This is a genomic window from Chitinophaga sp. SVR4-12A (genome assembly GCF_056754765.1).
Map to the genome: position 1 here is coordinate 6,092,785 of NZ_JBPGWP010000001.1, position 13,348 is coordinate 6,106,132.

Sequence of the window (13,348 nt, forward strand, 5' to 3'; positions counted from 1 at the left end):
ATTGAAGTGCCTGCATCATGTTACGTTAATCATGCGGGTTAAGCATTTAACGTTCAACGAATTAGAGGGTGAGTTGTTACAGAAGTTTACAGGCAAAATGTTAATGTATTCCTAAAGTTTTGTTAAAGGAACAGTAGCTCAGTAGCTTATATATGGATGTGAAAACGGATTAGCGCAACACAGCTTTCTCAGTAAGGATCTGTTTTAGCTGGTCAGGAGAGGTGAAATGGATGCTTTCAATGCCGCAGGCTTCGGCGCCGCTAACATTGCGCAGGTTATCATCTATGAACAATGCTTCTGCGGCATTTATGGCATAGCGATCCAGCAGCAGCTGATAAATGGAGGCGTAGGGTTTGCGCATTTTTTCGCGGCCGGATACTACGATGCCATCAAACCATTGGAGGAAAGGATAGGTGACGAGTGCGATAGGGAATGTTTCGTTGGACCAGTTCGTGAGTGCATAGAGTTTATAACGCCGGCTGTCTTTCAGTTTTTGAAGGATCTCAACCGTTCCGGCTATGACGCCGCCCAGCATTTCTTTCCAGCGGCCGTAATAGGCGCGGATCTGCGCTTCATATTGCGGGTGTGCTGTTACAAGCAGTTCCGTTGCTTCGGCCAGCGCTCTGCCTGCGTCCTGTTCTTCATTCCAGTCGGAAGTACAGATATGCTGCAAAAAATGTTCGGTTTCACTTTCCGTGGAGAAGATCTTGTTATACAGGTAGCGCGGGTTCCAGTCTATGAGCACTGCGCCAAGGTCAAAGATGATGGTTGTATATTGCTTCATTGTTGCATATCTGTTTGTAGGCTAAAGGTAAAACAAATTTAATAAAAACATAATGTTACTCGACGGGCGTTGCACCATTGCCCATCAGCAGTTCATCCGCCGCGTCTTCCAGGAGCTTGAGGTCAACAGAATCGCTGCCTGCGATGCCTTCTACAGAGCCTTTGATATGGGCGGCGTTGAGCAGTACCTTTTCCAGTTGTTTTTCGCGGGCCTTCCAAAGTTTTTCCATGGCTTCGCGTTCTTTCTGTATGGAGAGCTTCATGGCGAGGAATCCTTCGCGGATGGCTTTCCATTGTTCTGCAAACTCGCTGCTGGTAAGATAATTATACAGCATGTGCATTTTATCGCCTTTATTCTCCTGGCTTTTGAGGGCGCCGGCGATCCTGATCACGCCATCGCGCAATACCAGCGCCAGGGCTTTTACTTCTGTAAAGGAGCAGATCCAAACACCTTCGCGTTCGCCAAAGCGTTCCATGTCTTTAGGCATGGCCTGGGTAACGAGTATGGCTACGTCGGCGCCCAGGCTGCGCATATCGGCTTTCAGTTTTTCCACCCAGTCTTTTGAGAAATCTTTGGTGCGTTTGCTTTCGTAGATAATGCGGCCGCAGTCCTGCCCATATTGGTTGCGGATGGTTTGTATACAGTCTGCGCCTTTTACGCCTTTGCCTACTTCTGATATTTCGTCGAAGGGGAATGCCTGTCTTAACAGTTCTTCGAGGGCCAGTTCCTGGATCTCTCCCTGCAGCTGCATAGAGCCCTGTTCTGCCTTGCGTTTCATCTCATCGGCCAGTTTGCGCTGATCTTCCAGTTGCTTCTCCATTTCGCGGAGGCGCAGCTGGAATTCTGTTTCCCGGAGCTGGCTGCGTTCTGATTCCTCTTTGCGGATCACTTCTGAGAGCTGGTTGCGGGCTTCCAGGATCTTTTTCTGCATGGCTATTTCCAGTTCTTCTTCCTTGTTGCGCAGTTCCTGTTCCCTGCGCAGGAATTCCAGTTCCTGGCGGCGGGCTTCCCTCAGGCGCTCTTCCTGCTCCTGGTTGGTTTGCTGCAGCATCCGTAGCTGGTTCTCAAAATCGGCGCTGAGGGTTTTACGTATGTTCTCCGATAGGGAAGCGTGCAGCTTCTCTTTTTCTGATAAGAGGCGTTTATTCAGCTCTTCCTCCTGTATTTGCCTTTGCTGTTCTACCTGCTGGCGTTGCTGCGCCAGCTGTTGTTTTTCTGCCTGCAATACTTCCATTCGCTTACGCCATTCCGATTCCAGTTTTCCACGCATTTCCTTTTCTATATCAGCGGCAAACGCATCCTCCATTACAAACTGGTGTTTGCAATTAGGACAGGTAATTGATGTTCCCATAATTCACAAGACTAGTATCGATGATTGTAAACTAACAATTTACTACGCAGTGTATCGGCGTAGCAAGGTGTAAAGGTAGGATAAAAAGAAAAAAGGAAGGAGAACCTTCCCTTCCTGGTTAACATAGCAAAAAACAAACAAAAAGGGGCACGGGAACGGAGGCAACGAGGCATAGGTATTATTCCTCCTCCTGCTCTTCCTCCAGTTGAAGCTCGCTGTCGTCAGCAGCTTCGGGCATATCGTACAACAGTTCGTCGGTCAGGATAAATAACAGTGTCACACTTCCATTGGCGGCATTGGCGCTCAGGTTCTCCCATTCTTCTATTACCCAGCCTTCTTCCAGCCACTGGTTCAGTTCGGGCACTTCAGCGGCAAAGGACACTGCCTGTGTATCTTCCTGCTGACCGGCTGCCTGTAGCCTGTCAAGGTCTATCGTAACGGTGATAACTTTCTGCATGGGGACGATGGGTTTTGTATATCGAATATCGTCAGCAGATGTTAGGCGGAGGTTAAGGGGGGATTAAGGGAATGTTAAGGATTGGATGGGAAGAGTTAACACCGGATTAACCGCTGTAGTAGTGCAGTAAGTGTAAATTGCAAAATTTTTGTTATAAGTTTCAAAAATGATACCTTTTAATACTAATTGATCTTTAGTATGAAACCGGAAGTAATTATCGAAAAGAGTGACAACATGCTCTAAAGAAGCTGGAACATGCCATAAGATGTGTGGCTGAAGAATTGAGAAAAGTAAAGGTCTACGCAGAATAATACCAAAACATGCGAAATAGCAAAGGGCTGTCTCCAAACGGCCCTTTGCTATTTCTATTTAAAACAATGTCATACTTTCATATGCAAATAAGTTAAACTAAGATGAGCCTGTTTATCCGTTGCCTGACCATTATACTACTACTGATAGTAGTGCCTGGATTAAAAACCAATGCCCAGCAAAATGATCCCGCGCTGGAACAAAGTATTCTCTCTATCCGGATGGAGTTCAAAAAGATAAATACCACTTCCCTTGCCTCCGAGAAATTTCAATATGATTCCGCCGGGTGTGTGGATCAGGGCGTAGTGACGTACTTTTTAGATAAGCAGGAGATCGTGAAGATCGTGGAATCCGGCGCCATCGGTGACGGCAGCTGGACCCGCGAATTTTACTACCAGACGGGCAAAATCATTTTCTGTTATGAAGAGATCATTGGCGGGCCGGCGGAAGGTCCTGAGACAAAAACATTGTACCGCACTTATGTGAAAGATGATAGGGTAATACGATATATGGAGGATAAGAAAACCCTACCGGCCAATAGCAAAGCAACTGGACAGGTGAGCACCGCCTATAAATTGCTGAAGGCATACCGCACAAAAGATTTTGCGAAAGTATTGTGTGAGTAAAGAAGCATGTGAATGCCTCTACAATATGTTCTATCAACCAGGATCTTCAAGGGTTGTTGTTGTATGTTGATCAGCAATTTTCTCATTAGGAATAATATCCGTAGTAAAGTTTTCACAGATTGTAGCCGGTCTATATCCTATGCGCCCCAGCCGGCTCTGCCATTGGTTTTCGTAAGTATTTAAAAATGCTTTAATGCTGTATTTGGCACAGTGCTTGTTTTAGCAGAGTGAAAATAAGGTTATGAAAAAGAGCATGAAACTTTTAGGAATCTTTTTTATTGCTATGCTGGTTTTTGCAGTGGGATGCAGTAAGGATGATGATCCTGCTGACAACGATTTTTTTGTAGGAACATACAATGGGACGATTACCTACAACGATGGAACCGAGTCTCATAACGATGAAGACGGGCGGGTAACTGTAGTGAAAGTAGACAACTCTTACACCTTTGATTTCGGAAGCGGTATTCCGAATATAACAGGGGTGCAATTTCAGAAGCAGGGCGACAATACCTACATCAGTGTAGGTGACGGTGTTACCGGTATTACCATTACAGCAAGTACGCTGAAGATGCTGGTATCTAACAACAAAGGCACATGGACAGCAGATTGTAAAAGATAGATAGTAATCGGATAAAAGCCTACTGGAGAAATAGAACCCGTGCGGTACGGGTTCTATTTTTTTTAGGCATAATGGCGGTTGAACCTTTTCAAGGTGTCTGATAATAGTGAGAACACCCTAAATATTCACCAGAAAATTCCACTATTATGAAGAAACGGCTCATTTTCTTAGGCATCTATTTGCTATCCATGACCGCCTGCAAACAACAGCTGGTAGACTCCGATCGAACAAAAGAAACCCTTAGCAATGCAAAAATGGGCGCCTTGCTGCTGGCGCTTCCCGATTACGCTACCGTCACTATTAAAAATGTTAAAAGCAGCAAATTCCTGGAAGTAAGCGGCAATCCCTCCCTGAATGAAAAGTTTAAAGACAATGCTACCCTGCAGCAGTGGCAAACCTCGCTGTCAGGCACCCGGCAGGACAGCTGGCAGAAATGGCATTTGATCTATCAGACAACAGTGAACGGCGCCCGGTATTACCAGATCAGGAACCTTTACAGCGGCAAGCTGCTGGATGTGCCGTCAGGCACTAATGTGAGTGGTACGGTGCTGCAGCAGTATGCAGCATTCCCTTTATTGGCCGATCAGCAGTTATGGAGGCTGGACGACCTGGGCGGCGGGCAGTACAAGATCGTTAACAAGGGGAATGGTTTATCGCTGTCTGTTCAAAACGGTGCTACCAGCAATGGCGCCAGCGTAATACAGGAAACTGCTGCGAGTGATAATAAACAATACTGGACCATCAGCGTCATTGCTAATGATACCTACCGTGACGATGCAGTGGTGCGTTTCTTCAACCGCAATAATACTACACAGGGCTCTGCCGCTTTTGATCAGGGAAACAGCATCCCCTTGACCTGGGGCGCCAACAATGGAAAAGTATTGTGGGTAACACAGGATGCCTGGGATGGTTCTCAGGTACAGCCCAATAATATGTTTAACTGCGGCGCATTTCATAGCTACAGTAATTCAGTGCTGATCCAGCCATCCAAAACGGATTGGAGCCCCGATAACACGCCCAATATGACGATTAATAACAGCACGTCCGGTAAGCCTAAACAGATCTTTAATATACAGCCGGGTACTGCCTGGACCTGGTCTGGCCCTGGTATTGAGATCGGCGACAAAGTATATGTGCATTGTGCGGAAGGTAATGACCTGAATGCCACTGCCCAGTCGTTCTATCGCTTAACGCAGAGCGCAGGTACGCAATGGGTGGCAGAGCGTACCCTGCCTAATGGGCTTAACCAGACCGCTGTGAACTATTCCTCCGGCATGGTGAAACCAGGAGATGGCTACGTATATGTCTTTGGCAGTGAGGCGGTGAGCTTTGGTTACGGCAGCTATCTGCATGTGGCCCGCTTTCCGGAAAGCAATCCGCAGCAATGGCAGTATTATAACGGATCCTCCTGGACCAGCAGCGTTAGCCCGGGCGCAGCTTCCAAGATAGCTGATGGCAGAGGCTCCAATAGTATCGCTTACCTGAATGGTAAGTATATCCTGATGACCATGGACCAGGGTTTCAACTGTGACCCCGACAGGAATATTTATATTGCCACTTCCACTTCACCCACGGGCCCCTTCTCCGCACAAACCCTCGTATACACGATCAGGGAATATTTTAAAGGCCAGTATGCCCGTTATTATACGCCGGTTGTTCATCCTGAATTCAATAACGGCAGGAATGAATTGCTGCTGACCTATTGCCTGAATTTTTCTGCCTGTGGTCTGGATGGATGTGAAGGCGCTTACCTGGATCCTTACTATTACCGGGTAAAAGGGATCAGAGTGCCTTATGCAATGATCGGGCTTTAATTTTTTTGCAGAATGGCGGTTGTGCTGTTCCGGGGTGTCTAATCTGAAAGTCGCCACGTGTAATGAAGATCCGGAACTTAATCATCCTTTTACTGTGCGGCGTGCTCACCGCATCAGCACAACAGCAAGACCTGGTAGCCTATGCCAATACTTTGCAGGGCACCAATTCTGAATTTGCGCTTAGCAACGGTAATACCTATCCCACCACGGCACTGCCTTTTGGCATGCATGCATGGTCAGCCCAAACAGGTAAGAATGGCGAGGGTTGGAAGTACCAGTACAAGGCTAACACGATCCGCGGATTTCAGCAGGCCCACCAATGCAGTCCCTGGGTAGGCGACTATGCCGTATTCAGCCTGATGCCGGTAGCAGGTGAGCTGAAAGTTAGTGAGGAGGAGCGGGCCTCCGTATTCAGCCATGCGGATGAAGTGACGCGGCCGGATTACTATAAGGTAAGCTTTACCAATAAGATCACTACAGAAATATCACCTACTGAAAGAGGCGCGCACCTGCGCTTTTCTTTCCCGGCTAAAACACCGGCCTACCTGGTGCTGGATGGCTACAATGGTATGAGCGGCATCAAAATATTCCCGGCAGCACGGAAGATCACCGGTTATGTGACCAATGGCAGGTTCATACCGGGGAATTTCAGGAATTATTTTGTGATCGTGTTCGATCAGCCTTTTGAGGGGGTGGGCACCTGGGAGAATGTACATAACGAAGTGTGGGCAGATAGCCTGGTTGCTGAAGGAAAGGGCGCAGGGGCGTATATCCGTTTTCGTAATGGTGCAAAAGTGCAGGCCCGGGTGGCATCTTCATATATCAGCCCGGAGCAGGCAGCGCAAACGTGGCAGCAGGAATTAGGCAACTTTACGACGTTGGAGCAAACAAGGGCCGCTGCCAACAAAACCTGGAACACGCTTTTTAACCGGGTACTGGCAACGGGAGGTTCGGAAAAAGACAGGGCTACTTTCTATTCCTGTCTTTTCCGGGCCAATCTTTTTTCGCACAGTTTCTTTGAATACAACAGCAAGGGCGAGCCGTATTATTTCAGTCCCTATGATGGAAAGGTGCATCCCGGTTATATGTATACAGACAATGGTTTCTGGGATACTTTTCGCGCGCAGTTCCCGTTGAACACTATCCTGCATCCCATTATGGAGGGCCGCTATATGCAGGCGCTGCTGGATGCTCAGCAACAATGCGGCTGGTTTCCTGCCTGGTCTTTCCCGAGCGAAACAGGCGGTATGCTGGGCAACCATGCCATTTCCCTTTTAACAGATGCCTGGGTAAAAGGCATCCGTACCTTTGACCCGAAAAAAGCACTGGATGCTTATTACCATGAAGCCATGAACAAAGGCCCCTGGGGAGGCGCTAATGGAAGAGCGGGGTGGAAAGAATATTACCAGCTGGGCTATGTAAGCTTCCCTGAATCGCATGGAAGTACCTCACAAACCCTGGAATATGCTTATGATGATTTTTGTGGGTACCAGCTGGCAAAGCTGACTGGCAATAGTTTCTATCAATACGTCTTTGGGCGTACGATGCACAACTATAAAAACCAGTACGACAGCGTCACCGGTTTTATGCGCGGCCGTAAGCTGGATGGCAGCTGGGTGGAAGGATTTGATCCCTATGAATGGGGCGGCCCTTATACAGAGGGCAATGCCTGGCACTGGCAATGGTCGGTGTTTCATGATGTGCAGGGACTGATCAACCTGATGGGGGGCGAAGACCGTTTTATTGCTAAGCTGGACTCGGTATTCAGCGTGCCCAATAAGGTGAACGTGGGTTATTACAAGCAGATGATCCACGAGATGACGGAAATGGTCAATGCCAATATGGGCCAATACGCACATGGCAACCAGCCGGTGCAGCACATGGTCTATTTGTATAATTACGCGGGGCAGCCCTGGAAAGCGCAGCAGCATGCGCGGGAGGTAATGGAAAAATTGTATAACGCCGGAGAGAATGGCTACCCCGGCGATGAAGACCAGGGGCAGATGTCGTCCTGGTACGTGATGAGCGCAATGGGTTTTTATAGTGTTTGTCCGGGTACAGACCAATATGTGATGGGCAGCCCGCTATTCCCGAAAATGACGCTGACCCTTGAAAACGGGAAACAATTCGTGGTGGAATCGCGTAATAATAGTCCGGAGAATGTGTACATACAATCGGCCACGCTGAACGGAAAACCTTATCCGCATAACTGGCTGCGGCATGCAGATATCGTTAATGGCGGCGTGCTGGTGCTCGAAATGGGCAGCCGGCCAGCCACCAGTCGGGGTACAGGAGCTGCCGACCAGCCATTTTCACTGAGCGGGGGAAAATAATATAGCGGGGAAATTGCGTCGCGGGCAATTTTACGGGAAGATTAAGAAAATACTGCTAAATCGATTAAATTAGTCGGTAGTTTGAATTCCCGTGATGCGACAAGACCTTTCCACGTACGCTGATGAAGCATTATTCCTGCAGGTAAAGCAGGGAAATAAAGAAGCATTTGAAGAGATCTTCAGGCGTTTCTGGCAGGAGCTGCTGGATGCGGCCTACCGGCGGGTAAAAGAACGGGAAACAGCCATGGAGCTGGTACAAAGCCTGCTGGTGAACCTGTACCTGAAGCGGGAAACGATCGTGCTGCACAGCTCTCTCCGCAATTACCTGCATATCTCCCTGAAAAATAAAGTGCTGAATACCATTCGTGCAGAGCTGGTACGCAATACTTATCAGCAACGCATGCAGAAAGGCGCGGAGCCTTATCAGCCCGATGCGGCCAGCAGTCTGCAACTCAAGGAGCTGCAGCAACGGATCGACGAATCATGCGCCAGTATGCCGGAGAAATGCCGCGAGGTATTTTACCTGAGCCGTAAAGAGCATCTGTCGTATCAGCATATTGCGGAGCAGCTGGGCATCTCAGTGAACACGGTAGAGAAACACATGGGCAAAGCCCTGAAAATACTACGTTCGCGCCTGAAGGAATACAATTTTACCTTGTTCTGGTTGCTGGTTGCTGCACTGCTTTTAACGGAAAGATTTTTCAAACTATTTTGAACCACAGTGGCGGTAGGCCATTTTTCAGGTGTCTAATGTTAGAGATTATGGACATGAACAACGACCGGTTAAAAGCACTATTGGGTAAATACCTGGATGGAGCCGCCACGGAAGCAGAGATCCGGGAGGTAGACGACTGGTACCGGTCTTTTGAAGGGCATGCGGGTTTAACGGAACAGCTCAGCGCCGAAGAGCGCATTGCGCTGGAACAGCTGCTCTTCCTGCGCATCAGCCATGAAATAGCAGAGGCCTCACCGGCAGCCAGAATCATTAAAGCGCCGTTCCGCTATTGGTGGGCTGCTGCCAGTATTGTGGTCTTATTGCTTGCCGGAGGGATCTACTTTGCAAACAAGCGCGGAGCAGTATCGGATACAGCGCCCGTTACCCTCACCGCGCAGGCAGACAGGAGCGGGATCAAAAAAATCGCATTGCCCGATGGCACCCTTATCTGGCTGAACTTCGATAGCAAGCTACGCTATACGCAGGCGGAAAACCGTGAGCTGTGGCTGGAAGGCGAAGGCTATTTTGAGGTGGCGCCGCAGCAGGGCAAAGCCTTCCTGGTACATGCAGGAAAGCTGGATGTAAAGGTGCTTGGCACCAGCTTTAATATTGATGCCTACACGCCGGAAGCATCCATAACGGTAACGGTGTCCAGCGGTAAGGTAGCGGTGGGCAATGACCAGGCCACTGGTATTGCGCTCAGCGCCGATCAGCAGGCAATATATCGTACCGAAGGGAATAAGATAGATACAACAGCGATCAACGCGGCCGACTTCGACGCCTGGAGAGAAGGGCAGCTGGTGTTCAGGAATCTTACGTTTGGCAATATCGCACAAAGACTGGAACGCGCTTATCAGGTACGTATCCGCTTTGCTGAAACATCTATTGCCAACTTGCTGCTCACGGCCCGGTTTGACAGGAACACAGCTTTGAAGGATATTTTGAAGATGCTATGCGATATTTACGGATTCAGCTACAGGGAGACGTCCGGTGGCAATGAATACCTGATATATGATGATCAACCAAAGCGCTAAGCGGATAGTATGGCTGGCCTGCCTTGTACTGGCGTTGTGTTGCGGGATCATAAAACAAACAGCTGCACAAACCGGGACGGAGGGAGAGCTGCAGCGTACCCTGGTGAACATACAGGTGCTGAACCAGGGATTTGATAAAGTATTTGAACAGATAGAAGCCAGTACGCGGTTCAGGTTTGTATATAATCCTGCGGAGATCGCAGGTAGCGGAAAGATAACGATCAGCAAAAAACATATCTCCCTGGAGCAGGTCCTGAAGCTGCTGCCAGCTGCCCTGCAGTACGAGCTGAGAGGCAGGAACATCCTGATCACACGGCAGGAAAAAACTTTGCCTGATCCGGCCCTGATACCGGAACTGAGCGGCCGTGTAACGGATGAGCAGGGAAATCCGCTGCCAGGGGTAAATGTGTTCGTAAAAGGCAGGCAGCGACGTGTGGTGACCGACCAGGCGGGCGGATTCAATATCCGCGCAGGCCCGGGAGATACGCTACGGTTCCGCTTAATGGGTTTCTACGAAGAAGAATTGCCGGTGGCAGGTCCTATATCCCTATACATTACCTTGCTGCCAAAACCCTCTCCCCTGGGAGAGGTGGTTGTGATCGGCTACGGCACTTCCAGTAAAGAGAACCTGACCACGGCGGTGGGCACCGTGAAAGGAGAAGACCTGAATGAACGGGCCAGCACCATGAACGTGATGCAGGGCCTGGCAGGTAAAGTGGCAGGAGTAAGCGTGATGATGAACTCCGGTAAACCCGGCGGCAATCCCATTGTAAAGATCAGGGGCACTGGTTCCATCAATGCCTATAACGGCCCGCTGTACGTGATCGATGGAATAGTAGGGGCGGATCCCCAGGTCATCGATCCTAATATTGTTGCCGCGGTAGACGTGCTGAAAGATGCCGCTGCTTCGGCAATTTACGGTTCAAGAGGATCCAACGGCGTGATCGTGATCACTACCAAAAGGGGCGGGAAGAACAGTCCGGGCATTTCGTTCCGCAACACGCTCAGCTTCGGCACCCTGGCCCGTAAAGTAGACCTGATGGATGCCAGCGAGGCATTGGACATGTTCAAACGCCAGTATGAATACCTGCCGGGCCGCACGGCGCCGCATCTTGATCCTGCGCGGAAGTTTCCGCGCAAGGAAGAGCTGTTCAATGCCGATGGCACGCCCAGGTACAATACCGACTGGCAGGACGCTGCGAGCCGCCTGGCTATATCGCATGAGCATGCGCTCTCCTTCTCTTTGGGAAAGGACGATATTACCGCGCTGGCAAGCCTTTCGTATAATGATCAGCAAGGGATCCTGATCAACAGTTATTCCCGGCAGGTGAACGGGTTTCTCAGTCTCGGCTGGGATGTGAAGAAGTGGCTGCATGTACAGGCGGTGATCAACAGCGGCGCCTTCAAACAGAATAATGTAGACATCAATACTTTCGGCCTGAATGCCGTAAGGCAGATCTATGAGTTCCTGCCTTTTCTCCCGGTGAAGTATGCCGACGGCACTTATTCCCGCAAAGGCGATTACCCGGGCGCAGAAGATTCAGAGAACCCGGTGCGGCTGATGAAAGAAGTACAGTCGGTAGCAGGCCGCAACTATACAATGGGCAACCTGCTGGCCACATTTTATCTCAGCAGCAAGCTGCATTTCACCGCCAGCTTCAGCGGACAAACCGGGGCTACTTATGACCTGTATTATTCGGGCCGTGACATACGCGGTTATTCTGATACACAACAGGGCGTGGCCACGCGCGGGCATGGTAATTCAGCCTCCTGGACAACGGAGGATTACCTGACCTGGAATGAGCAGTTGGGTAAACATAAGCTCACCGGCGTAGCGGGCGCCAGCTGGTACTATTTCGCAAACATGAATACCAAAGCTGGCAGCGAAGGATTCTTTGATGATTTCTTTTCGTACAACAGCCTGCAGACAGGCCTGGTGCCGCAACGCCCGGAATCCGGATCCAGCAATACCGCGATGAACTCGTACTACATGCGGTTCAACTATGATTATGATAACCGTTACCTGTTCGGCTTTTCTTTCCGGGCAGACGGCTCATCGCGTTTCGGCGCCAATAACAGGTACGGCTATTTTCCAAGTTTCTCAGCTGCCTGGCGCTTATCCTCAGAACCTTTCCTGCGCAATGTGCGTAAGCTCAATGACCTGAAGCTGCGTGTCAGCTATGGCATCGTGGGAAATGCAGACATCGGCGATTATGTAACGCAGGACAAGATCAACAGCGGTCAGGCTGCATTTGGCGGCCAGGTAGCACCTTCGGCTACCTTAGCAGGATTGGGTAACAAGAACCTGAAATGGGAGAAGGCCCACCAGTTCAATTTCGGTATAGACGCCTTGCTGCTGGACGGCAAGCTGCAGTTCACGGGCGACATCTATAACCGGGTAACAAAAGATCTGCTGTATTATAAGCTATTGCCTGCTACAACAGGGTATGCAGGCGCGTTTGACAATATCGGTTCTATCCGCAACAGGGGCCTGGAACTATCATTGGTGACAAACAATATCCGGCGCAGGCACTTTTCATGGAATACTTCACTGATCTATTCCATGAACCGCTCCCGCGTACTGGAGCTGAACGGCGACATCATGTATCCATGGGCAGGCCGTATCATGGAAGGCCGTCCCCTGAACGAGTTTTACGGTTACCTGCGCCTCGGCACCTGGGGCACGGACGAAGCCGCGGAAGCCGCGGTATATGGTAAAAAGCCCGGCGATCTGAAATATGCAGACCTGAACAACAACAAGGTAAAAGATGCGAACGACCGTACAGTGCTGGGCAACGGCATGCCCGATTTCGAGGCAAGTATGGTAAACACTTTCAACTACCGCAACTTTTCCCTGGCGGTGGATCTGCAGGTGATCTATGGTCATAGCCTGGCAAACCTGACCCGGCTGATCATGGAGAGCGCAGCGCCTACCACCAACAGCTACCGCAGTTTGCTGGATGCCTGGACACCGCAGCACCAAGGTGTAATGAATGCTGCATTGCGCCTGCCCGGTGACGGGCTCACTAACGAGATCGATAGTTACAATGTGGAGAAAGGCTCTTTTCTGCGGGTACGGAATATTATGCTGGGCTACCGCCTCCCGGCAGAATGGCTGAAGCGTTTGCATGTAAACACCGCAGTGCTGGGTATCAGCGCGGAAAATTATTTCCTGTTCACCAAATATAAAGGTTATGATCCGGAGGCATCATCGTTTGATGGCGACTTTAACCAGGGCGTAGACCTGTACCAGTACCCGAAGGCGAAAACGCTGGCCTTCACATTAAACATTACACTCTGAATAAA

The 13,348-nt window shown here is 49.8% G+C and carries 10 protein-coding genes; 7 read left to right on the plus strand and 3 right to left on the minus strand.

Features of this window, described 5'->3' with window-relative positions; translation table 11 throughout:
• Window positions 1-169 precede the first annotated feature (169 nt).
• The 3 genes from ACR9Y8_RS24780 to ACR9Y8_RS24790 form a co-directional block, all read right to left on the minus strand.
• The gene (locus ACR9Y8_RS24780; protein WP_481215939.1) at window positions 170-784 is read right to left on the minus strand and encodes an HAD family hydrolase; all 615 of its coding nucleotides are present in this window, start codon (window positions 782-784) and stop codon (window positions 170-172) included.
• Between the two features lie 55 nt (window positions 785-839).
• Window positions 840-2,135, minus strand: coding sequence for a DUF2130 domain-containing protein (locus tag ACR9Y8_RS24785; RefSeq protein ID WP_481215940.1), 1,296 nt, complete (start codon window positions 2,133-2,135; stop codon window positions 840-842).
• 178 nt (window positions 2,136-2,313) lie between these two features.
• The gene (locus tag ACR9Y8_RS24790) at window positions 2,314-2,592 is read right to left on the minus strand and encodes a hypothetical protein (RefSeq protein WP_481215941.1); all 279 of its coding nucleotides are present in this window, start codon (window positions 2,590-2,592) and stop codon (window positions 2,314-2,316) included.
• Between the two features lie 413 nt (window positions 2,593-3,005).
• Here ACR9Y8_RS24790 and ACR9Y8_RS24795 point away from each other — a divergent pair, with 413 nt between their 5' ends.
• The 7 genes from ACR9Y8_RS24795 (at window position 3,006) to ACR9Y8_RS24825 (ending at window position 13,343) form a co-directional block, all read left to right on the plus strand.
• The gene (locus tag ACR9Y8_RS24795; protein ID WP_481215942.1) at window positions 3,006-3,527 is read left to right on the plus strand and encodes a hypothetical protein; all 522 of its coding nucleotides are present in this window, start codon (window positions 3,006-3,008) and stop codon (window positions 3,525-3,527) included.
• A 253-nt stretch (window positions 3,528-3,780) separates the two neighbouring features.
• Complete coding sequence (locus ACR9Y8_RS24800; protein WP_481215943.1) at window positions 3,781-4,146, plus strand: hypothetical protein; 366 nt, start codon at window positions 3,781-3,783, stop codon at window positions 4,144-4,146.
• Window positions 4,147-4,292: 146 nt separating this feature from the next.
• Window positions 4,293-5,960, plus strand: a complete 1,668-nt coding sequence (locus ACR9Y8_RS24805) for an RICIN domain-containing protein (protein ID WP_481215944.1) — start codon at window positions 4,293-4,295, stop codon at window positions 5,958-5,960.
• Window positions 5,961-6,022: 62 nt separating this feature from the next.
• Complete coding sequence (locus ACR9Y8_RS24810) at window positions 6,023-8,293, plus strand: GH92 family glycosyl hydrolase (RefSeq protein WP_481215945.1); 2,271 nt, start codon at window positions 6,023-6,025, stop codon at window positions 8,291-8,293.
• 94 nt (window positions 8,294-8,387) lie between these two features.
• Window positions 8,388-9,008, plus strand: a complete 621-nt coding sequence (locus ACR9Y8_RS24815; RefSeq protein WP_481215946.1) for an RNA polymerase sigma-70 factor — start codon at window positions 8,388-8,390, stop codon at window positions 9,006-9,008.
• A 47-nt stretch (window positions 9,009-9,055) separates the two neighbouring features.
• Window positions 9,056-10,042: a FecR domain-containing protein gene (locus ACR9Y8_RS24820; protein WP_481215947.1), complete on the plus strand. Its 987-nt coding sequence runs from the start codon at window positions 9,056-9,058 to the stop codon at window positions 10,040-10,042.
• Window positions 10,020-13,343 (plus strand): TonB-dependent receptor, encoded by a 3,324-nt coding sequence (locus tag ACR9Y8_RS24825; protein WP_481215948.1) that lies wholly within the window; start codon window positions 10,020-10,022, stop codon window positions 13,341-13,343. Before ACR9Y8_RS24820 ends, ACR9Y8_RS24825 begins: the two co-directional genes overlap by 23 nt.
• The last annotated feature ends 5 nt before the right edge of the window (window positions 13,344-13,348 follow it).

Bases quoted from the DNA above. Each gene is read 5' to 3' on its own strand.
- ACR9Y8_RS24780 (WP_481215939.1), bottom strand. From the start codon at position 784: ATGAAGCAATATACAACCATCATCTTTGACCTTGGCGCAGTGCTCATA.
- ACR9Y8_RS24785 (WP_481215940.1), bottom strand. From the start codon at position 2,135: ATGGGAACATCAATTACCTGTCCTAATTGCAAACACCAGTTTGTAATG.
- ACR9Y8_RS24790 (WP_481215941.1), bottom strand. From the start codon at position 2,592: ATGCAGAAAGTTATCACCGTTACGATAGACCTTGACAGGCTACAGGCA.
- ACR9Y8_RS24795 (WP_481215942.1), top strand. From the start codon at position 3,006: ATGAGCCTGTTTATCCGTTGCCTGACCATTATACTACTACTGATAGTA.
- ACR9Y8_RS24800 (WP_481215943.1), top strand. From the start codon at position 3,781: ATGAAACTTTTAGGAATCTTTTTTATTGCTATGCTGGTTTTTGCAGTG.
- ACR9Y8_RS24805 (WP_481215944.1), top strand. From the start codon at position 4,293: ATGAAGAAACGGCTCATTTTCTTAGGCATCTATTTGCTATCCATGACC.
- ACR9Y8_RS24810 (WP_481215945.1), top strand. From the start codon at position 6,023: ATGAAGATCCGGAACTTAATCATCCTTTTACTGTGCGGCGTGCTCACC.
- ACR9Y8_RS24815 (WP_481215946.1), top strand. From the start codon at position 8,388: ATGCGACAAGACCTTTCCACGTACGCTGATGAAGCATTATTCCTGCAG.
- ACR9Y8_RS24820 (WP_481215947.1), top strand. From the start codon at position 9,056: ATGGACATGAACAACGACCGGTTAAAAGCACTATTGGGTAAATACCTG.
- ACR9Y8_RS24825 (WP_481215948.1), top strand. From the start codon at position 10,020: ATGATGATCAACCAAAGCGCTAAGCGGATAGTATGGCTGGCCTGCCTT.